The organism is Methylocystis sp. JAN1 (genome assembly GCF_052186135.1).
In the GTDB taxonomy this organism is placed as follows: Bacteria; Pseudomonadota; Alphaproteobacteria; order Rhizobiales; family Beijerinckiaceae; genus Methylocystis.
This window is the reverse complement of the sequence record NZ_CP181499.1, coordinates 1,476,476-1,497,914: the sequence shown is the minus strand read 5'-3', so window position 1 is coordinate 1,497,914 and position 21,439 is coordinate 1,476,476. Positions and strand designations below refer to the sequence as shown.

The window sequence follows — 21,439 nt, the reverse complement described above, 5'->3', positions numbered from 1 at the left end:
CTTGGCGAATTCGGCGGACCGGGCTAAGTTCCCGGCCGGGAGAAAGGCATGAGGGCAGTTTCAGCGATCGTCGGCGTCATGGCTCTGTGCGCGGCGGCGCCCGTCCACGGGGCGGCGGAGACGCTTCTTAAGACGCTCAAGCTTGCAGCCGCCGTGAATCTGGAGAACAAACGCCCGGTCGCGCTGCTACAATTCGAGATCGTGTCTCCCGCTCGGGAAAAGACGCCGGAAGTCGTCGTCGGCAGGCTGGAAAAGCCGCTCGCCGCCGGCGCGAGCGCAAGCCTCCCGCTTTCGGGCGCCGAGGGATGCGCCTATCAGGCGCGCTGGGCCTTCGAGGACTTCACGGACGCCGGCGAGGTCGACCTGTGCGGAAACGCGCACATCATTCTCGTCGATTAGCCGCCGACGCCGACAACAAAGCCGCGACTGAACGCGCGCAAACAACAGGCAGGAAACGCAGCATGTCCAGAGGGTCGGTCAAAGGCAACGGCAGATCGGCGCGTCGCGGGGAGAAAAATGCGCCGAAAGGGCCGGCCGTGTCGAAGCCGCTGCTCGTCGCCGCCGGCGCGGTCTTCGCGCTGATCTTCGGCGTTTTCGTCGCCTTGACGAGCAATACGCCGCCCGCGCCGCCGGCTTCCGCGATCGGCGGCCCGTTTCAGCTCACCTCGCACATCGGCCAGCAGGTGAGCGAGAAAGACCTGCTCGGCAAGCCGTTTCTCATCTTCTTCGGCTACACGCATTGCCCCGACATATGCCACACGACGCTCTTTGAAATGTCCGAGATCATGCGCGCGCTCGGCCCTGACGCGAAGGTCGGCGGCCTGTTCGTGACGGTCGATCCCGAGCGCGACACGCAGGACGTTCTGAAGGACTATCTCGCCAGTTTCGACTCGCGCATCATCGGCGTGACAGGGCCGCGCGCCCAGCTCGAGCCGATGCTGCGCAGCTACCGCATTTACGCGAAGCGCGCGCCCGGCAAGGAAGAAGATTACGCCGTGGACCACACGACGGTCGTCTATCTCATGGACAAAAACGGCCGCTTCGTCACTTCGTTCAACGTCAACCGAAAACCCGAAGAGGCCGCGAAGGAACTCGCCCGTTATCTGTAGTGCCGCGCGGCGCGCAAACGTAGGCAAGCGATTTTTTTGTCGGCCTTGCGTTTTTCGAACTCGCGACTCGCGGCGCCTTTCGCTAGCATGCGCCCATGCTTCGACTCCTGCGTGACGGACCCGGAGGCAACGGCTCGCCTCTCATCACTCTCGAGCACGCCGGCGAGACGATCGTCGTCGCCCTCCGCCGCGCGACGACCGCGCGGCGCTTCACTCTGCGCGTTCGCTTCGCGGCGCGCGACGCCGTTCTCACCATGCCGAGCCGCGCGTCGCTCCGGGACGCTCGCGCTTTCGCCGAAAGTCACGCCGCCTGGATCGCGGCGCGGCTTAATCGCTTGCCGGCGACGATTCCTTTTGCGCATGGCTCGATTATTCCATTGCGCGGCGTCGATCACGCGCTGATTCATCTGCCCGACCGGCGCGGAACGGTCTGGGTCGAAGAACGCGACGACGTCCAAACGACCTTGGCGCTTTGCGTCGCGGGTCGTTCCGAGCATGTGCATCGGCGCGTGCAGGACCACTTCAAGCGCGAGGCGCGGCGCGATCTCGAAAGCGCAGTCGCGCGCCACGCCGCAACTCTGGGCCTGCCGCCGCGGGGCGTCGGCCTGCGCGACCCGGTGAGCCGCTGGGGCTCCTGCTCCTCTTCCGGATCGCTGAATTTCTCTTGGCGGCTCATCATGGCGCCGCCTTTCGTTCTCGATTATCTTGCCGCGCATGAGGTGGCGCATCTCGTCCATCTCGATCATTCGCCGCGCTTCTGGTCGCTGGCGCGGCGTCTCTGCCCCGACACCGACCGCGCCGAAACCTGGCTTTCAGCGCACGGCGCGCATCTGCATAAATACGGAGCCCGGGGATGATCGGCCGCCATTCCACGCTTGCAGCGTGCATGGGCGCCGCGATCGCACGCAGATCGTTCCTCGCGTATGGCTGTCGTCATCGCGTTGGAATTCGCGACGACGATACGGCGAAAGCCTTCAGCGAGGGGATCGCGCGCGATCCGCTTCTCTGACGCTACCTAACGAGGCGACAAGATGAGCGAGATCAAGAGCGACAAAGCCGCCCCGCCCTGGGCCGCCGTCTTTTCCCGCCAGCGCGGCGCCTTGCTCGCCGAACTCATCTCGCGGGCGCAGGCGCTGCCGCCGATCCGCATGGGCGTCGTGCATCCCTGCGACCGCCCCTCGCTCGAAGGGGCGCTCGCCGCGCGCGACAAGGGCCTGATCGTGCCGACGCTCGTTGGCCCCTGCAAGAAGATGGAGGCCGCGGCCCGCGAAGCCGGGGTCTCGCTCGACGACATCGACATCGTCGAAGCGCCCCACAGCCATGCGGCGGCAGACCAGGCCGTGGAGCTGGTGCGGCGGGGCAGGCTGCACGCCATCATGAAGGGCGCGCTGCATACGGACGAGATGATGGCCGCCGTCGTGCGGGACGGCGCCGGGCTGCGCACCGACCGCCGGATCAGCCACGTCTTCGTCATCGACGCGCCGACCTATCACAAGCTGCTGTTCGTCACCGACGCGGCGATCAACATCGCGCCGACGCTGGAGATCAAGCGCGACATCGTCCGCAACGCCGTGGACCTCGCACACGCCATCGGCATTGCGCTGCCGAAGGTCGCGATCCTCTCCGCCGTCGAGACGGTCGAGGCCAAGATTCCCTCCACCGTGGAGGCCGCGGCGCTCTGCAAGATGGCCGATCGCGGCCAGATCGCCGGGGCGCTGCTCGACGGGCCGCTCGCCTTCGACAACGCCATTTCGAAGGAAGCGGCGGAAGCCAAGCATATCGTCTCCGAAGTGGCGGGCGACCCCGACATTCTCGTGGCCCCGGACCTCGAATCCGGCAACATCCTCGCCAAGCAGCTCGTCTTTCTGGCGGGCGCCCATACGGCCGGCGTCGTGCTCGGCGCCCGCGTCCCCATCGTGCTGACGAGCCGGGCCGACGATGTGGGGTCGCGCGTCGCCTCCTCGGCGCTGGCCCAGCTTTTCGCCCATCGCGCCCGCCCGAAGCCTTAGCCGCCTCGACAAGACGCCCCCGCGCGTGGCACAACCGCCAGCCGACAGCTTTCCCGGAAGGGACGTCTCCGTTTCGCCCTCATGCCGAGAGGCTCCGCAGGAGCCGTCTCGAAGCGCGAGGGCGAAACGGAGACGTGCGTCGCTTTTTTCCCTCGTCCTTCGAGACGCCCGCTGAAGCGGGCTCCTCAGGATGAGGGAGAAAGGCCTCGCCTCGCGCACCAGAACATCGACAGACATGACCGACATCGCAAAACTCGAAGAAGATACGCTGCGCCAGATCGCCCAGGCCGCCGACGAACCCGCGCTGGAGGCCGTGCGCCTCGCCGCGCTCGGCAAGAAGGGAGCGATTTCGGCGCTGCTCTCGACGCTCGGCAAAATGTCGCCCGAGGAGCGCAAGACGGAAGGCGCCAAGATCAACGCCTTGAAGGACAAGGCGACCGAGGCGCTAGCAGCCCGCCGCGCGGAGCTGGCGGAAGCCGCGCTCGAGGCGCGGCTCGAGGCCGAGACGCTCGACGTGACGCTCCCCGCCGCGACGAGCCCGCTGGAGCGGGGCCGCATTCACCCGATTTCCCAAGTGATGGATGAGCTTTCGGTCATCTTCGCCGATATGGGCTTCGCCGTGGCCGAGGGTCCGGACATCGAGAGCGACGATTACAATTTCACCAAGCTGAACTTCCCGGAGGGCCACCCGGCCCGCGAGATGCAGGACACCTTCTTTCTGGCGCCCGAAGCCGGCGAGAAGAAGCTGCTGCGCACGCACACCAGCCCGGTGCAGGTCCGCACGATGCTGACGCAAAAGCCGCCGATCCGCGTGATCTGCCCCGGCCGCGTCTATCGCTGCGATTTCGACCAGACGCATACGCCGATGTTCCATCAGGTCGAGGGCCTCGTCATCGACCAGTCGACTCATATGGGCCACCTGAAATGGGTGCTCGAAGAGTTCCTCAAGAGCTTCTTCGAGGTGAAGGGCGTGAAGCTGCGCATGCGCCCCTCCTTCTTCCCCTTCACCGAGCCGTCAATGGAGGTCGACGTCCAGTGCCGGCGCCAGGGCGGCGAAATCCGCTTCGGCGAGGGCGAGGACTGGATGGAGATTCTGGGCTGCGGCATGGTGCACCCGAACGTGCTGCGTAATTGCGGCCACGACCCGGACGTCTATCAGGGCTTCGCCTTCGGCGTCGGCATCGACCGCCTCGCCATGCTGAAATACGGCATGTCGGACCTGCGCGCCTTCTTCGACGCCGACACGCGATGGCTGGAGCATTATGGCTTCAGGCCGCTGGATTTTCCGTCGCTCGCGGGCGGGTTGAGCGGGTAGCCATGCCGACGCTGTTACGATGGAAAGGCTATCGCTTCTTTTTCTATTCGGCGGACGGCTGGGAGCCAGCCCATATCCACGTGACGAAGGACGGGAAAGAAGCGAAAATCTGGATCGAGAACGTCAGCCTTGCCGTCAATATGGGTTTCTCGGCCCAGCAATTGAACGAGATCGTCAAAAAGACCCGCGACGAGCGGGAAAGCTTCTTGGAGGCATGGAATGACCACTTTGCAAATTGAGGTCGAAGACAGCCGACCGATCGAGGCTAATTGCGATGAGAAGTTTCTCATCGTCGCGCTTGCCGATGGCCGCGTTTTGCGGACGCCCTTGTGGTGGTATCCACGTCTTGCGGTAGCTTCGAGCGAGCAAAGAAGCGTTGTTGAACTCTCGCCTATGGGAATGCACTGGCCGCAGATCGACGAGGATATCAGCGTCGCCAGCATGTTGCGTGGACAGAAAGCGCCCGGCGCAGTTCCCCCGGAAAAGGCGGCCTGATACGACGATGCCGGCAACGAGCACAGTAATCCTATTGGGGGATGGGCAGGAAATAAAAGCCGCCGGGGAGCTCGCACAGCGGATCAAAACTGGCGCGGGGCGCCGTCGGGAGACGACCTCCTTGGCGCGCTACGAAAAAGTCTACGCCGAGAACTCGGCATCGAAGACGACATTCAAGGTCACGTCTTCTTGTGAATGCATCGAGATTAAGAAATGAAACTCACCGTCTCCTGGCTCAAAGAGCATCTCGACACCTCCGCCTCTCTCGCCGAAATCGTCGAAACGCTCACGCGCATCGGCCTCGAAGTCGAATATGTGCACGACCCCGCCGCGCAGCTCAAAGACTTCAAGATCGCGCAGATCGTCGAGGCGACGCAGCATCCGAACGCCGACCGTCTGCGCGTCTGCAAGGTCGATACGGGCGCGGGCGAACTCGTGCAGGTCGTCTGCGGCGCGCCCAATGCGCGCACGGGGCTCAAAAGCGTCTTCTCGGCGCCGGGCACATACATTCCCGGCAAAAAGATCACGCTGGGCAAGGGCAATATTCGCGGCGTCGACTCGCTCGGCATGATGTGCTCCTTCGAGGAGCTGGAGCTTGCCACGGAAAGCGACGGCATTATCGAGTTGCCAGAGGACGCGCCGGTCGGCGAGACTTACGCGCAATGGGCGGGCCTCGACGATCCGGTGATCGAGATCAACCTCACGCCGAACCGGCCTGACGCCGCCGGCGTCTATGGCGTCGCGCGGGACCTCGCGGCCGCCGGCCTCGGCGTTCTCAGGACGAAGGACATTCTCCCAGTAGAGGGCAAATTCCCCTGCCCCGTCGGCGTGACGCTGGATTTCCTCGGAGACGAGAGACATCTCGCGCCCTTCTTCGGCCTGCGCCTGATCAAGGGCGTGAAGAACGGCCCGAGCCCCGACTGGCTGCAAAAGCGCCTGCGCGAGATCGGCCTGCGGCCCATCAACGCGCTCGTCGACATCACCAACTATCTGACCTTCGACCGCGCCCGCCCGCTCCATGTCTTCGACGCGAGGAAGGTGAAGGGCAGTCTCGTCGTCCGCAAGGCGAAGAAGGGCGAGACGCTGCTGGCGCTCGACGGCAAGACGCATGAGCTGGACGAGAGCATGGTCGTCATTTGCGACGATCATGGCGTCGAATCCATTGCGGGCGTGATGGGCGGCGAGGTTTCGGGCTGTAATGAAGACACGACCGACGTGCTGATCGAGACGGCGCTGTGGGACCCGCAGAATATCGCCCATACGGGCCGCAAGCTCGGCATCGTCACCGACGCGCGCTACCGTTTCGAACGTGGCGTCGATCCGGCTTTCGCTTTGCCCGGCGGCGAGCTCGCGACGCAGCTCGTTCTGGAACTCTGCGGCGGCGAGCCGTCCGAATGGGTTCTCGCCGGCGCGGTTCCACGCGACGCGCGCGTGATCGACTTCCCCTGGTCCGAGACGCAGCGCCTCGCGGGCGTCGACGTTTCTCAGGCGGAAGCGACCGCCATTCTGGAGCGGCTCGGCTTCGCGGTCGAAAAGAACGGCGAGGACCGCGCCAGGATCGTCCCGCCGAGCTGGCGCCCGGACATCGAAGGCAAGGCGGATATCGTCGAAGAAATCGTCCGCATCCTCGGCGTGGACAACGTGCCCTCCACGCCCCTGCCTCGTGCGGAAGGCGTCGCGCCCGCCGTGCTCACCGCGATGCAGAAGCGCGCCCGCAGCGCCCGCCGCGCGCTCGCGGCGCAGGGTCTGGTCGAGGCCGTCACCTGGTCCTTCATCTCCAGGGAGCAGGCGGAGGCTTTCGGCGGCGGATCGGCGGGATTGAAGCTGGCCAACCCCATCGCCGCCGATCTCTCTGACATGCGCCCGAGCCTGCTGCCTGGCCTCGTCGCGGCGGCGAACCGCAACGCGGCGCGGGGCCTGGGCGATCAGGACCTCTTCGAGGTCGGCCAGATCTTCCTGGATCCGAGCGAGAAGGGCCAGCGCCTCTCCGCCGCCGGCATTCGCCGCGGTCTCGCCGGCGCGGGCCGTCATTGGTCGGCCCCCGCCCGGCGCGCGGGCGCGTTTGACGCCAAGGCGGATGCGATGGCGCTGCTCGGCGCGCTCGGCGTCGCGACGGGCGGCCTGCAGATCGTCCCCGGCGGACCGTCATGGTTCCATCCGGGCCGCTCCGCCACGCTGCAATTCGGCCCCAAGGCCGTCGTCGGCTATTTCGGCGAACTGCACCCCCGCGCGCTGAAGGCGCTCGACGCGGAAGGCCCGATCGCGGCTTTCGAGATCGTGCTCGACAATCTTCCGGCGCCCAAGGCGAAGCCCACCCGGATCAAGCCAAAGCTGGAGATTTCGGACCTTCAGCCGCTATCGCGCGACTTCGCCTTCATCGTCGATCGCGACGCGAAGGCCGGCGATCTCGTAAAGGCGGTGGCGGGGGCCGACAAGGCGCTCATCACCAATGTCAGCGTCTTCGACGTCTATGAGGGCGTCGGGACGCCGGAGGGCAAGAAGTCCGTCGGAGTCACCGTGACTTTGCAGCCGCGCGAGAAAACGCTGACGGACGCGGAGATCGAGGCGGCGGCGCAGAAGATCGTGGCCGAAGCGGAGAAGAAGTGCGGGGCGTCGCTGCGGTGAGTCTCGTCTCGCGCCGTTGCTGCGGGCCTGAAGGCGCGCGTTCCCGAGGCGGGGCCGCGCGAGCGTTCAGGCTCGCCCTTCTCGTCGCCCTCGCTCTCGCGGCGCCCGCCTTCGCCGGGCCACGCACCATTGACGATTGCGAGGCGATCAAGGAGGCGAACGCCTACAATCTCTGCCTCGCCTCCTTCGGCCCGGTGCGCGGCCAGCACGGCGCGACCTATCCGCGCATGGCGAGCGAGGGAGAGAAAGGCGCCGCTGGCGGAAAGAGCCGAGCCGGCGTCCCCCGCAGCGCGACGGCTGCGCATGGCTATGGCGCGGCTATCTCCCATACGAGCGGCGGCCGTGTCCGGATGGAGTTCACGCCCGGGCGGCGCTGACGAGGGGGCTGAAACCGGTGGATGGCGCGCTGGAAACGAGCGATAAACCCTGAATTTACCTCTTGGCAAACGCACGCGGCCCCATTAAATAGGCCGTTCCGGGGCTGGCTTTTGGGATCTGCGGCCCCGATTTCAGATTAGGAGCTTCCGCCTGAACCAAGGCTTTGTCAATGGCTTAGGCTAATGGCGGTGGATAGGCCGGCGGACCCGGGGTTCAAGCCTCGCGTCCCGTCCGGCCATGTCCTGTCCGAGACTGCCGGCGCGCGCGAGGGGTTTCCACAGCCCTGAACGGCTCAATCGGCTGACGGCGACATGAGAAATCTGTCGTCCGGAAGCGGCCTGCACAGACGGGGAAACCGGAATTTTTTGGCCGGCGGCGCGATGCCGACGTCCTTCGAATTTGGTTCACGCCCCTTCAACCAGGGCCTTCGCTTCGAGCGGGGAGCGCTGGGGACAGGATCTACGGCGCCGCTTGCGTTTCGCAGGCGGCATGTCGCAACCGGCGGGTTTTCCCGCCTGTTAGAAGAGAGCAACCGTGGATAGAGCGGAGAAAAAAGAAGCCGTTGCGGCGCTCAACCAGACCTTTTCGAAGGCTGGCGCGATCGTCGTGGCGCACTACTCCGGCTTGACGGTCGCCCAGATGCAGGCCCTGCGCAAGCGGGCTCGCGAAGAGGGCGCCTCCGTGCAGGTCGCAAAGAACCGCCTCGCCAAGATCGCTCTGAATGGCACGAGCGTCGCCGATTTCAGCCCCTTGCTCAAGGGGCCGACCCTGATCGCCTATTCGGACGATCCGGTGGCGGCGCCGAAGGTCGCCGTGGCCTTCGCCAAGGATCACGACAAATTCGTGATTCTGGGCGGCGCCATGGGCGCCACGCTGCTGAACGCCGACGGCGTCAAGTCGCTTGCGACGATGCCGTCTCTCGACGAACTGCGCGCCAAGCTCGTGGGCCTCATCAATGCGCCCGCGACCAAGATCGCCCAGCTCTCGACCGCGCCTGCCGCAAAGCTCGCGCGCGTGTTCGGCGCCTACGCCAAGAAAGACGCGGCCTAAGAGGCACGCCTACCAGACTGAACCAAATTCAAAGGACGCTAAAAAATGGCTAATCTCGAAAAGATCGTCGAAGACCTCTCGGCTCTCACCGTCCTCGAGGCGGCCGAGCTCGCGAAGCTCCTCGAAGAGAAGTGGGGCGTTTCCGCTGCGGCCGCCGTCGCCGTCGCGGCTGCGCCGGCCGGCGGCGGCGCAGCCGCTCCCGCCGTTGAGGAGAAGACCGAGTTCAACGTGATCCTGGCCGCGGCCGGCGACAAGAAGATCGAGGTCATCAAGGAAGTCCGCGGCATCACCGGCCTCGGCCTGAAGGAAGCCAAGGACCTCGTCGAGGGCGCGCCGAAGCCGGTCAAGGAAGGCGCTTCCAAGGAAGAGGCCGAGAAGATCAAGGCGACCCTCGAGAAGGTCGGCGCCAAGGTCGAGCTCAAGTAAGAACTGGCGTTTCCCCTCTCCCGCCCCGGCGGGAGAGGGTTCTGGTCCGGAGTGGAGGCGAGGCGAATAGCGAATGGCGAATAGCGAATAGGCAAGTTCTATTCGCGACTCGCCATTCGCTATTCGCTTCCATCAAAAGAGGCTCGAAAAGCGACATGGCTCAGACGTCGGCCCGCAAGTTCACCGGTCGCAAGCGCACCCGCAAATTTTTCGGTCATATCCGGGAAGCCGCGGCGATGCCCAATCTGATCGAAGTGCAGAAGGCCTCCTACGATCAATTTCTGCTTGTCGACGAGCCAAAGGGCGGCCGCCCCGACGAGGGCCTCCAGTCCGTCTTCAAGTCCGTCTTCCCGATTTCCGATTTCTCCGGCGTCGCCCTTCTCGAATTCGTGCGCTACGAATTCGAGCAGCCGAAATACGACGTCGACGAGTGTCGCCAGCGCGGCATGACCTTCGCCGCCCCGCTGAAGGTGACGCTGCGCCTCATCGTGTTCGACGTCGACCCGGACACGCAGGCCAAGTCGGTCAAGGACATCAAGGAGCAGGACGTCTACATGGGCGACATGCCCTTCATGACGTCGAACGGCACCTTCATCGTCAACGGCACCGAGCGCGTCATCGTCTCGCAAATGCACCGCTCGCCGGGCGTGTTCTTCGATCACGACAAGGGCAAGAGCCATTCCTCGGGCAAGCTGCTCTTCGCGGCCCGCATCATTCCCTATCGCGGCTCCTGGCTCGACATCGAATTCGACGCCAAGGATATCGTGTACGCGCGCATCGACCGCCGCCGCAAGATTCCGGTGACGTCGCTCCTCTTCGCGCTCGGCCTCGACGGCGAAGAGATTCTCTCGACCTTCTACAAGACGATCACCTACACCGCCGACGGCGAAAACTGGCGCATGCCTTTCGACGCCGAGCGCATGAAGGGCGTGAAGGCCGTCGCCGACATGATCGACGCGGATACGGGCCAGGTCATTCTCGAAGCCGGCAAGAAGCTCGCCGTGCGCGCCGCGCGCCAGCTCGCCGAGAAGGGCGTGAAGGCGATCCGCGTTTCGGCTGAAGACCTTTATGGCCAATATCTCGCGCAGGATCTCTTCGATCCGAACACGGGCGAAATCTTTGCCGAAGCCGGAGACGAGATAACGGCGAAGACGCTGCCGCTGCTCCTCGAAAAGGGTTTCGACGAGCTGCCGATCCTCGACATCGACCACATCAATGTCGGCCCCTATATCCGCAACACGCTCGCGGTCGACAAGAATTCGAACCGCGAAGAAGCGCTGTTCGACATCTATCGCGTCATGCGCCCGGGCGAGCCGCCGACCATGGACACGGCGGAAGCCATGTTCCATTCGCTCTTCTTCGACGCCGAGCGCTACGACCTCTCGGCCGTCGGCCGCGTGAAGATGAACATGCGCCTCGACCTCGACGCGCCGGATACGACCCGCACGCTGCGCCGCGAGGATATTCTCGCGGTGGTGAGGGCGCTCGTGGATCTGCGCGACGGCCGCGGCGAAATCGACGACATCGATCACCTCGGCAACCGCCGCGTCCGCTCGGTCGGCGAGCTGATGGAGAACCAGTATCGCCTGGGGCTCCTGCGCATGGAGCGCGCGATCAAGGAGCGCATGTCCTCGGTCGACATCGACACGGTCATGCCGCAGGATCTGATCAACGCGAAGCCCGCCGCCGCCGCGGTGCGCGAGTTCTTCGGCTCGTCGCAGCTCTCGCAGTTCATGGACCAGACCAACCCGCTCTCCGAGATCACGCATAAGCGCCGTCTCTCGGCGCTGGGCCCGGGCGGCCTCACGCGCGAGCGCGCCGGCTTCGAGGTGCGCGACGTGCACCCGACGCATTACGGCCGCATCTGCCCGATCGAGACGCCGGAAGGTCCGAACATCGGCCTCATCAACTCGCTCGCGACCTTCGCGCGCGTGAACAAATACGGCTTCATCGAAGCGCCCTACCGTCGCGTGCGCGACGGCAAGGTGACGAACGAGGTCGCCTATCTCTCGGCGATGGAGGAGGCGAAATATCACGTCGCCCAGGCCAACGCCCCGGTCGACGCCGACGGCAATCTGACGGAGGACCTCGTGCTCTGCCGTCACGCCGGCGACGTGATGCTTGTTCCGCGTGAAAAAGTCGACGCGATGGACGTGTCGCCCAAGCAGCTTGTCTCGGTCGCCGCGGCGCTCATCCCCTTCCTCGAGAATGACGACGCCAACCGCGCGCTCATGGGCTCGAACATGCAGCGCCAGGCCGTGCCGCTCGTGAAGGCGGACGCGCCGCTCGTCGGCACGGGCATGGAGGCGGTCGTCGCCGCCGACTCGGGCGCCGCGATCTCGGCGCGCCGCACCGGCGTCGTCGACCAGATCGACGCGACGCGTATCGTCATCCGCGCCACTGAAGAGCTCGACCCGGCCAAGCCCGGCGTCGACATCTACCGGCTGATGAAGTTCCAGCGCTCGAACCAGTCGACCTGCATCAACCAGAAGCCGCTCGTGCGCGTCGGCGACATCGTCAAGAAAGGCGACATCATCGCCGACGGCCCGTCGACGGATCTTGGCGATCTGGCGCTGGGGCGCAACGTGCTCGTCGCTTTCATGCCCTGGAACGGCTACAATTTCGAAGACTCGATCCTTCTCAACGAGCGCATCGTGAAGGAGGACGTGTTCACGTCGATCCATATCGACGAATTCGAGGTGATGGCCCGCGACACCAAGCTCGGTCCGGAAGAAATCACCCGCGACATTCCGAACGTCTCGGAAGAGACGCTGAAGAATCTCGACGAGGCGGGCATCGTCTATATCGGCGCCGAGGTGCAGGCGGGCGACATTCTTGTCGGCAAGATCACGCCGAAGGGCGAAAGCCCGATGACGCCGGAAGAAAAGCTTCTGCGCGCCATCTTCGGCGAGAAAGCCTCCGACGTGCGCGACACCTCGCTGCGCGTGCCGCCGGGCGTTCAGGGCACCATCGTCGAAGTGCGCGTTTTCAACCGCCACGGCGTCGAGAAGGACGAGCGCGCCCAGGCGATCGAGCGCGAGGAGATCGAGCGTCTCGCCAAGGACCGCGACGACGAACTCGCCATTCTCGACCGCAACGTCTATGCGCGTCTCGCCGAGATGCTCCTCGGCAGGAAGGCGATCGCCGGCCCTAAGAGCTTCAGGAAAGATCAGGCGCTGACGCAGCCGATCCTCGACGAATATCCCCGCTCGCAGTGGTGGACCTTCGTCATCGAGGACGACGAGCTGATGGCCGCCATCGAAGCCGTCCGCAAGCAATATGACGAGTCGAAGAAGGGCCTCGAAAACCGCTTCCTCGACAAGGTCGAGAAGCTGCAGCGCGGCGACGAGCTGCCGCCCGGCGTGATGAAGATGGTCAAGGTCTTCGTCGCGGTGAAGCGCAAGATCCAGCCCGGCGACAAGATGGCCGGCCGCCACGGCAATAAGGGCGTCGTCTCGCGCATCGTGCCGCAGGAGGACATGCCTTTCCTCGGAGACGGCACGCCCGTCGACATCGTGCTGAACCCGCTCGGCGTGCCCTCCCGCATGAATGTCGGCCAGATTCTGGAGACGCATCTGGGCTGGGCCTGCGCGGGCCTCGGCAAGCAGGTGGGCAAGGCTGTCGACGCTTATATGAAGTCGAAAGACGCCTCGATTCTGCGCAACGCGCTGACCGAGGTCTATGGCAGGGACGAGGAGATCGAGAAACTCGACGACGGCTTGCTGCTCGAGACCACCAGGGATCTGCGCCGCGGCGTGCCGATCGCGACGCCCGTCTTCGACGGCGCGCACGAGAAGGACATCGTCGACATGCTGACCAAAGCGGGCCACGACCCGTCGGGCCAGGTGACGCTTTTCGACGGCCGCACGGGCGAGGCCTTCGACCGCAAGGTGACTGTGGGCTACATCTATATGCTGAAGCTCCATCACCTCGTCGATGACAAGATCCATGCGCGCTCGATCGGCCCCTACTCGCTCGTCACCCAGCAGCCGCTGGGCGGAAAGGCGCAGTTCGGCGGCCAGCGCTTCGGCGAAATGGAGGTCTGGGCGCTCGAAGCCTACGGGGCCGCCTACACGCTGCAGGAAATGCTGACCGTGAAATCGGACGACGTCGCGGGGCGCACCAAGGTCTATGAGTCGATCGTGCGCGGCGACGACACCTTCGAGTCCGGCATTCCGGAGAGCTTCAACGTGCTCATCAAGGAAATGCGGTCGCTGGCGCTCAATGTCGAGCTGACCAATGCGGCGCCGGAAGAGGAAGCGCCTGCCGCGGCGGAGGCGGCGGAGTAACGCCGATATCCCCTCTCCCGCGTGCGGGAGAGGGCGGCCCGGCGAAGCCGGGTCGGGTGAGGCCCTCATCCGCCGCGCATCCGCACGACACCTTCTCCCGCAAGCGGGAGAAGAAGGCAGCCGAAAGATTTTCGACCGGCGGGAAGCGAGATGCGCTCCCGACCGTGTCCAGGAGAAGACCATGAATCAGCAAGAGGTCATGAATCTCTTCAATCCGGTCGTGGCGACGCAGGCCTTCGACCAGATCCAGATTTCGATCGCGAGCCCGGAGAAGATCCTCTCCTGGTCTTTCGGCGAGATCAAGAAGCCCGAGACGATCAACTACCGCACCTTCAAGCCCGAGCGCGACGGTCTGTTCTGCGCGCGCATCTTCGGGCCGATCAAGGACTATGAGTGCTTGTGCGGCAAGTACAAGCGCATGAAATACAAGGGCGTCATCTGCGAGAAGTGCGGCGTCGAAGTGACGCTCGCGCGCGTTCGCCGCGACCGCATGGGCCACATCTCGCTCGCGGCTCCGGTCGCCCACATCTGGTTTCTGAAGTCGCTGCCCTCGCGCATCGGCCTCCTGCTCGACATGACGCTGAAGGATCTCGAGCGCATCCTCTATTTCGAATCCTATATCGTCATCGACGCCGGCCTCACGCCGCTCAAGGAGCGTCAGCTTCTGTCGGAAGAGGAATATCTGACGGCGCAGGACGAATATGGCCAGGACACCTTCACGGCCATGATCGGCGCCGAGGCGATCCGCCGCCTGCTCGAGTCGATGGACCTCGAAGGCATCGCTGCGTCGCTTCGCCAGGAGATCGCCGAGGCGAAGACCGAGCTCAAGCCGAAGAAGCTCGCCAAGCGCCTGAAGATCATCGAGGCATTCATCCAGTCGGGCAACCGTCCGGAATGGATGATCCTGAAGGAGATCCCGGTCATCCCGCCGGATCTGCGTCCGCTCGTGCCGCTGGACGGCGGCCGCTTTGCGACGTCGGACCTCAACGATCTCTACCGCCGCGTCATCAACCGCAACAACCGCCTGAAGCGGCTGATCGAGCTACGCGCGCCGGACATCATCATCCGCAACGAGAAGCGCATGTTGCAGGAGGCTGTCGACGCGCTGTTCGACAATGGCCGCCGCGGCCGCGTCATCACGGGCGCCAATAAGCGCCCGCTGAAGTCGCTCGCCGACATGCTCAAGGGCAAGCAGGGCCGCTTCCGCCAGAACCTGCTCGGCAAGCGCGTCGACTATTCCGGCCGCTCCGTCATCGTCGTCGGTCCGGAGCTCAAGCTGCATCAATGCGGCCTGCCGAAAAAGATGGCGCTGGAGCTTTTCAAGCCCTTCATCTATTCGCGCCTCGACGCGAAGGGCTATTCGGCGACCGTCAAGCAGGCGAAGAAGCTCGTCGAAAAGGAGAAGCCTGAGGTCTGGGACATTCTCGACGAGGTCATTCGCGAGCATCCCGTGCTCTTAAACCGCGCGCCCACCCTGCACCGCCTCGGCATTCAGGCCTTCGAGCCGGTGCTGATCGAGGGCAAGGCGATCCAGCTTCATCCGCTCGTCTGCGCGGCCTTCAACGCCGATTTCGACGGCGACCAGATGGCCGTGCATGTGCCGCTGTCGCTCGAAGCGCAGCTTGAAGCGCGCGTGCTGATGATGTCGACGAACAACATCCTGCACCCGGCCAATGGCCAGCCGATCATCGTGCCGTCGCAGGATATCGTTCTCGGCCTCTATTATCTGACGCTGGAGCGCGACGGCGAGCCGGGTCAGGGCATGTGCTTCGCCAATCAGGGCGAGATCGAGCATGCGCTCGCGGCGAAGGCCATCACGCTGCACTCCAAGATCAAGGGCCGCGGCTGGACCTGGGACGCGGACGGCAAACGCGTGTCGAAGATTTTCGACACGACGCCCGGCCGCATGATCCTCGGCCAGCTCCTGCCCAAGCATCGGAAGATCCCCTTCGACGTCGTCAACAAGCTGATGACCAAGAAGGAAATCTCGAACATGATCGACACCGTCTACCGCAACTGCGGTCAGAAGGAGACGGTCATCTTCTGCGACCGCATCATGGCGACGGGCTTCCGCGAAGCCTTCAAGGCCGGCATCTCCTTCGGAAAGGACGACATGGTCGTGCCCGAGACGAAGGAGAAGATCGTCTCCGAGACGCGCGCCGCCGCGAAGGAATATGAGCAGCAGTACAATGACGGCCTGATCACCCAGGGCGAGAAATACAACAAGGTCGTCGACGCCTGGATGAAGTGCACCGACAAGCTCGCCGAGGAGATGATGCAGCGCATCTCCGCGGTGCGCAAGGACGAGCACGGCCGCGACAAGCCGATCAACTCGATCTATATGATGTCGCATTCGGGCGCCCGCGGCTCGCCGCAGCAGATGAAGCAGCTCGCGGCGATGCGCGGCCTGATGGCGAAGCCCTCGGGCGAGATCATCGAGAGTCCGATCATCTCGAACTTCAAGGAAGGCCTGACGGTTCTCGAATATTTCAACTCCACCCACGGCGCCCGCAAGGGCCTCGCGGACACGGCGTTGAAGACCGCGAATTCGGGCTACCTCACCCGCCGTCTCGTCGACGTCGCGCAGGATTCGATCATCTCCTCCACGGATTGCGGTTCGCAGAACGGCATCCGCATGCGCGCGATCATCGACGCCGGCCAGGTCGTCGCCTCGCTCGCCACGCGCATTCTCGGCCGCACGGCGGCGGAGGATCTCAAGTCGCAGGACGGCAAGGTCATCGTGCCGGCCGGCGAGATGATCCAGGAGTGGCATATCGAGCCGATCAACGCCGCCGGCATTCAGGAGGTGAAGATCCGCTCGGTCCTCACCTGCGAGGCGAAGAACGGCGTCTGCGCCAAGTGCTATGGCCGCGACCTCGCGCGCGGCACGCCCGTCAATATGGGCGAGGCCGTGGGCGTCATCGCGGCGCAGTCGATCGGCGAGCCGGGCACGCAGCTCACCATGCGCACCTTCCACATCGGCGGCGCGGCGCAGCTTGCCGACCAGTCCTTCATCGAGTCGAATTTCGAGGGGACGGTCCATATCCGCAACCGGCATGTGGCCCGCAACTCGGATGGCGACCTCATCGTCATGGCGCGCAACGTCGCCATCGTGATCCTCGGCCCCGACGGCGCCGAGCGCGCGGTGAACCGTATTCAGTACGGCGCCAAGCTGAAGGTGGACGAGGGCGACACGGTCAAGCGCGGCCAGCGCCTCGCCGAGTGGGATCCCTATACCCGTCCCATCATCAGCGAGGTGGACGGCACGATCGGCTTCGAGGATCTCGTCGAAGGCCAGTCCATGTCGGAGACGGTCGACGAATCGACCGGCATCGCCAAGCGCATGGTCATGGATTATCGCCTCAACCTGCGGTCCGCGAGCCTCAAGCCCTCGATCGTCATCAAGGGCCCGGACGGCAAGATCGCCAAGCTCGCGCGCGGCGGCGACGCCCGCTATCTGCTGCCCGTCGACTCGATCATCGCGGTCGAGCCCGGCGGCACGGTGAAGGCCGGCGACATCGTCGCGCGTATTTCGGTGGAGAGCGCCAAGACCCGCGACATCACCGGCGGCCTGCCGCGCGTCGCGGAGCTTTTCGAGGCGCGCCGTCCGAAGGATCACGCGATCATCGCCGAGATCTCCGGCACGGTGCAGTTCGGCCGCGACTACAAGAACAAGCAGCGTCTCTCGATCATCCCGAGCGAGGAAGGCGCGGAGCCGGTCGAATATCTGATCCCGAAAGGCAAGCACATTCACCTTCAGGACGGCGACGTCGTCGAGAAGGGCGACTACATCGTCGACGGCAATCCGGCGCCGCACGACATTCTGGCGATCAAGGGCGTGGAGGAGCTTGCCGCCTACCTCGTCAACGAGATCCAGGAGGTCTATCGTCTGCAGGGCGTGAACATCAACGACAAGCACATCGAAGTGATTGTCCGTCAGATGCTGCAGAAGGTCGACATCGTCGATCCGGGCGACACCGGCTTCCTCGAGGGCGAGCAGGTGGATCACGTGGAGCTCGACGAGGCGAACGCCAAGGCGATCGAGAACGGCGGCAAGCCCGCTTCGGGAACGCCGGTCCTGCTCGGCATCACCAAGGCCTCGCTGCAGACGCGGTCTTTCTTCTCGGCCGCCTCCTTCCAGGAAACGACGCGCGTCCTCACCGAGGCCGCCGTCAACGGCAAGATCGACCCGCTGGTCGGCCTCAAGGAGAACGTCATCGTCGGCCGCCTCATCCCGGCCGGCACCGGGGCGGCCATGGCCAAGTTCCGCGGCATCGCCAGCGGGCGCGACGATCTCATCATCACGCAACGCAGCGAAGGCGCCCCCGAACCGGCCCCGGCGCTGCCGCCGGCGGAGTGAGGCCAGGTCTGCAGACTAAGGAAGGGAAGGGCCGCCCCCCGTGGGCGGCCCGAGACGGATGACAAACCTCGAAAGGCGGCCTCGTCCTTCGAGACGCGAGCTTTGCTCGCTCCTCAGGATGAGGCCTAAGTGTTTGCTGCAGGAAGAAAAAGCCCTTCATGCTGGGGAGCCTGCGCGGCAGGCGTCTCGAAGCACGAAGGGCGTCAACCGACTTTGTCATCAGTCTGACGGGCCGCCCCCACGGCGGCCCTCAGTTTGTTGACAAACCCGAGGCGGCCTCGTCCTTCGAGACGCGAGCTTTGCTCGCTCCTCAGGATGAGGCGTAAGTATTTGGCGCTGAAGGAAAAAGCCCCTCATGCTGAGGAGCCTGCGCAGCAGGTGTCTCGAAGCACGAGGGGCGTCGCCGCTACTTTGTCAGCAGCCTGCGGGCCGCCCCCACGGCGGCCCTTTTTTTCATTGGTCGCCGCGCTTATTAAAGGCCGGCTTTATTTCACGGCGCTCTCCGCCGAAAGGGCGTCCTGCGCGCGCCTGATCAGCGCCTCTTCATTGGCCTTGTAATAACGCCAGCCCACAATCAGTCCGATCGCGCCGAAGAGGAGGCCCGCGACTCCGACCGGGCCTTTTACTTTTTCGATCTCCGCGCCAAGCAGATAGGCGCCGTAGCCGAAGAGATGCGACCAGACGAGCGCGCCGGCGGCGTTGAAGAAAAAGAAGGTCAGCGGCGCGAGGCGGTTCACGCCCGCGAGAAAGGCCGCGAGCATGCGCAGCAGCGCGATGAAGCGGCCGATGAAGACGACATAGCCGCCCCAGCGGCGAAAGAAATATTGGCCGATCTGGATTTTCTCCGGCGTGACGCCGATGCGCGGGCCGAAGCGCCCGAGCAGCGGCGCGCCCAATTCGCGGCCCACCCAATAGCCGGCGTTGTCGCCCAGAACAGCCCCGGCCGCCGCCGCGAGGACGACGCCTTCGATGGACAATTCATGCGAATGCCCGGCGTAAATCGACGCAGCGACGAGGATGGTTTCGCCCGGCAACGGTATGCCCGCGCTTTCCAGCATCACGACGCCGCCTACCGCCCAATAGCCATAATGCTGGAGAAGCGTCGTCAAATGCGTCGGTTCGAACATTTCGGCTTTCCCTATGAACTCTGTCGTTTGTCGACCCTGGAGCGCGGCTCACGAAAAAGTGGGACGCGGTTTTTCACATGGAGCGCGCTCTTAACCTTTGAAATAGATCACGCCGCGAAAAGCAGGAACCGCTTCTCGTGCGCGCTTTAACGTCTGGAATCGATCGCCCTGCCTAGACCGTCGGCGGTTCTTCGCCGCAAGCGCGGCGCCTTCCGATTTGCGTGTCAGACCCTTAAATAAATCGCGTGCCGACCGTCCGATCAAAGCTGAAAAGCCTCCCCGCCCGCGCCATACGGGCGTTGATCCTGCTCTACCGCGTCACCTTCTCGGCTTTCGCGGGCAGAAGCTGCCGCTATGCGCCGACCTGTTCGGAATATGCCGACGAAGCCATTATGCGCCATGGGCTCTGGGCTGGCGGCTGGATGGGCTTCGCCCGCATCTGCCGCTGCCGGCCCGGAGGGGGCGAGGGTTTCGACCCCGTGCCGGAAAAGCTCAATCCAAAAGCCGGCGCGCTCACGCCCTGGCGCTACGCCCGCTGGCGCGGGCCTTTCGCCTGCGAGGGGGTGGAAGACGGAAGCCAGATATGAGCGGGCTGCGAAAAGCGGAAGGATTTTCGCGGGAAACGGCGGGACGATCGGGTGAAGGCCGCCTCGTCCAGAGACGATCGCGATGCGACGCGGCGCGCGGATATGCTTCGTCGCTGACGCTCCTCGCAATGGCGGCGAGCCCTCAGATCACGTAGTCGAATGAGTCATAGGCCAGCCCGCGCAGGATCTGATCCATGTCGCGGGCGGGTTCTGACTTCGGTTCGACGCCGACGACCTTGGCCGGCACGCCGGCGACGACGGAATGCGGCGGCACGGGGTGCAGCACGACCGAGCCCGCCGCAATGCGCGAGCAGGCGCCGATCTCGATATTGCCGAGGATCTTCGTCCCCGCGCCGATCATCACGCCGCGCCGCACTTTGGGATGACGATCGCCCGCGACCTTTCCGGTGCCGCCGAGCGTCACGTCGTGAAGGATCGAAACATCGTCCTCGACCGCCGCCGTCTCGCCGACGACGAAGCCGGTCGCATGGTCGAGAAGAATGCCCCTCCCGAAACGCGCCGCCGGATGAATGTCGGCGGCGAGCGCGTCCGAGGCGCGGCTCTGGATATAGAAGGCGAAGTCCCGCTTTCCCTTGCGCCAGAGGGCGTGGGCGAGGCGCGAAGCCTGGATGGCGTGATAGCCCTTGAAATAGAGAAGCGGCTCCATGAGTCGCCGGCAGGCCGGATCGCGCTCCACATAGGCCGCGGCGTCGGCGCGGAAGGCCTCGCCGATCTCCGGCTCGCTCGCCAGCGCGTCGAGGAAGGCGTCGGCGATCGAGGCGGCGTCCATGGCCGAGGCGCCGAGCCGGCCGCTGACGCGATGGATGACAGCCTCTTCGAGACTGTGGCGGTTGAGCAATTCGCCGATGAAGAGCGGCGCCAGCGTCGGGTCGAGGCGGAGCGCGTCCTCCGCCTCCTGTCGCATATGCGCCCACATGGCGTCGCTTTCGGCGCAAAGCGCGCAAAGCTCCTCCCGCGGGCGCTCCGCCGACATCAGAATTTCACCTGCGGCGCCTGCTGCGCCGATTCGCTCGCCGAAAATTCGGCCATGGGCTTCGTCCCTGCGAATAGGGTCTTGGCCCAAAGTAGCGTGGGGAAGGTGCGCAGCGAGGTGTTGAACTCGCGCACCGCGTCGATATAGTCACGCCGCGCGACATTGATGCGGTTCTCGGTGCCTTCGAGCTGCGACTGGAGCGCAAGGAAGTTCTGGTTGGATTTGAGGTCGGGATAGGCCTCGCTCACCGCCATCAGCCGGCCGAGCGCCCCGGTGAGCTGCGCCTGCGCGTCCTGGAACTGCTTCATTTTCTCCGGGTCGGTGACGGTCGAGGCGTCGACCTTCACCGAGGTCGCCTTGGCGCGGGCCTCGACGACGGAGGTGAGCACGTCCTTCTCCTGCTTGGCGTAGCCCTGCACGGTGGCGACGAGATTCGGAATGAGATCGGCGCGGCGCTGGTATTGGGATTGCACATCCGCCCATTTGGCTTTGGCGTTTTCCTCGAGCGTCGGAATGGTGTTGTAGCCGCAGCCCGAGAGCGACAAGGCGGCGACGATCGCGACAGCGAGGGCGCGCCAGCGGGACAAGAGGCTCATATGACTCTCCATGACATCTGAGGGCGCGGCCGTCGCCCGGCGGATGCGGCCAAACTTAAGCGCTCGGGAAACCTATGGG

17 protein-coding genes are annotated in these 21,439 nt (G+C 64.8%); 14 read left to right on the top strand and 3 right to left on the bottom strand.

Annotated elements, in window-relative coordinates; translation table 11 throughout:
• The first annotated feature begins 48 nt into the window (after nt 1–48).
• The 13 genes from ACNHKD_RS07040 (at nt 49) to rpoC (ending at nt 18,056) form a co-directional block, all read left to right on the top strand.
• A complete protein-coding gene (locus ACNHKD_RS07040; RefSeq protein ID WP_442756365.1) occupies nt 49–399 on the top strand; it encodes a hypothetical protein in 351 nt (116 codons plus the stop codon).
• Nucleotides 400–461: 62 nt separating this feature from the next.
• A complete protein-coding gene (locus ACNHKD_RS07035; RefSeq protein WP_442756364.1) occupies nt 462–1,109 on the top strand; it encodes an SCO family protein in 648 nt (215 codons plus the stop codon).
• A 95-nt stretch (nt 1,110–1,204) separates the two neighbouring features.
• Nucleotides 1,205–1,966 (top strand): M48 family metallopeptidase, encoded by a 762-nt coding sequence (locus tag ACNHKD_RS07030; RefSeq protein ID WP_442756363.1) that lies wholly within the window; start codon nt 1,205–1,207, stop codon nt 1,964–1,966.
• 174 nt (nt 1,967–2,140) lie between these two features.
• Nucleotides 2,141–3,118, top strand: a complete 978-nt coding sequence (locus ACNHKD_RS07025) for a bifunctional enoyl-CoA hydratase/phosphate acetyltransferase (RefSeq protein ID WP_442756362.1) — start codon at nt 2,141–2,143, stop codon at nt 3,116–3,118.
• A gap of 235 nt (nt 3,119–3,353) precedes the next feature.
• Nucleotides 3,354–4,433 carry a phenylalanine--tRNA ligase subunit alpha gene (pheS, locus tag ACNHKD_RS07020; RefSeq protein ID WP_442756361.1) on the top strand — a complete coding sequence of 360 codons (1,080 nt, stop codon included), beginning with the start codon at nt 3,354–3,356 and terminating at the stop codon, nt 4,431–4,433.
• A gap of 2 nt (nt 4,434–4,435) precedes the next feature.
• Nucleotides 4,436–4,672 carry a DUF4160 domain-containing protein gene (locus ACNHKD_RS07015; RefSeq protein ID WP_442756360.1) on the top strand — a complete coding sequence of 79 codons (237 nt, stop codon included), beginning with the start codon at nt 4,436–4,438 and terminating at the stop codon, nt 4,670–4,672.
• Nucleotides 4,653–4,928 (top strand): DUF2442 domain-containing protein, encoded by a 276-nt coding sequence (locus ACNHKD_RS07010; protein ID WP_442756359.1) that lies wholly within the window; start codon nt 4,653–4,655, stop codon nt 4,926–4,928. The genes ACNHKD_RS07015 and ACNHKD_RS07010 overlap by 20 nt, the downstream gene beginning before the upstream one ends.
• A gap of 213 nt (nt 4,929–5,141) precedes the next feature.
• Nucleotides 5,142–7,553 carry a phenylalanine--tRNA ligase subunit beta gene (gene pheT / locus ACNHKD_RS07005; RefSeq protein ID WP_442756358.1) on the top strand — a complete coding sequence of 804 codons (2,412 nt, stop codon included), beginning with the start codon at nt 5,142–5,144 and terminating at the stop codon, nt 7,551–7,553.
• Nucleotides 7,532–7,930: a hypothetical protein gene (locus tag ACNHKD_RS07000; protein ID WP_442756357.1), complete on the top strand. Its 399-nt coding sequence runs from the start codon at nt 7,532–7,534 to the stop codon at nt 7,928–7,930. The genes pheT and ACNHKD_RS07000 overlap by 22 nt, the downstream gene beginning before the upstream one ends.
• A 535-nt stretch (nt 7,931–8,465) precedes the next feature.
• The gene (gene rplJ, locus ACNHKD_RS06995; RefSeq protein WP_442756356.1) at nt 8,466–8,981 is read left to right on the top strand and encodes a 50S ribosomal protein L10; all 516 of its coding nucleotides are present in this window, start codon (nt 8,466–8,468) and stop codon (nt 8,979–8,981) included.
• Between the two features lie 45 nt (nt 8,982–9,026).
• Entirely contained in the window at nt 9,027–9,407 is a 381-nt protein-coding gene (gene rplL, locus ACNHKD_RS06990; protein WP_442756355.1) for a 50S ribosomal protein L7/L12, read from the top strand.
• A gap of 155 nt (nt 9,408–9,562) precedes the next feature.
• The gene (gene rpoB / locus ACNHKD_RS06985; RefSeq protein ID WP_442756354.1) at nt 9,563–13,696 is read left to right on the top strand and encodes a DNA-directed RNA polymerase subunit beta; all 4,134 of its coding nucleotides are present in this window, start codon (nt 9,563–9,565) and stop codon (nt 13,694–13,696) included.
• A gap of 181 nt (nt 13,697–13,877) precedes the next feature.
• The gene (gene rpoC, locus ACNHKD_RS06980; protein ID WP_442756353.1) at nt 13,878–18,056 is read left to right on the top strand and encodes a DNA-directed RNA polymerase subunit beta'; all 4,179 of its coding nucleotides are present in this window, start codon (nt 13,878–13,880) and stop codon (nt 18,054–18,056) included.
• A 485-nt stretch (nt 18,057–18,541) separates the two neighbouring features.
• Here the strand turns inward: rpoC and ACNHKD_RS06975 are convergent, their stop codons facing one another.
• On the bottom strand, nt 18,542–19,183 hold the full coding sequence (locus tag ACNHKD_RS06975; protein WP_442756352.1) for a DedA family protein: 642 nt from the start codon (nt 19,181–19,183) through the stop codon (nt 18,542–18,544).
• Nucleotides 19,184–19,428: 245 nt separating this feature from the next.
• Between ACNHKD_RS06975 and yidD the strand changes: the two genes are divergently transcribed.
• Entirely contained in the window at nt 19,429–19,770 is a 342-nt protein-coding gene (yidD, locus tag ACNHKD_RS06970; RefSeq protein ID WP_442756351.1) for a membrane protein insertion efficiency factor YidD, read from the top strand.
• Nucleotides 19,771–19,912: 142 nt separating this feature from the next.
• On the opposite strand, the gene cysE is transcribed toward yidD, so the two are convergent.
• Together cysE and ACNHKD_RS06960 are read right to left on the bottom strand one after the other, a co-directional pair.
• Nucleotides 19,913–20,764 carry a serine O-acetyltransferase gene (cysE, locus tag ACNHKD_RS06965; protein ID WP_442756349.1) on the bottom strand — a complete coding sequence of 284 codons (852 nt, stop codon included), beginning with the start codon at nt 20,762–20,764 and terminating at the stop codon, nt 19,913–19,915.
• Nucleotides 20,764–21,360 carry a LemA family protein gene (locus tag ACNHKD_RS06960; protein ID WP_442756348.1) on the bottom strand — a complete coding sequence of 199 codons (597 nt, stop codon included), beginning with the start codon at nt 21,358–21,360 and terminating at the stop codon, nt 20,764–20,766. Before ACNHKD_RS06960 ends, cysE begins: the two co-directional genes overlap by 1 nt.
• Between the last annotated feature and the right edge of the window lie 79 nt (nt 21,361–21,439).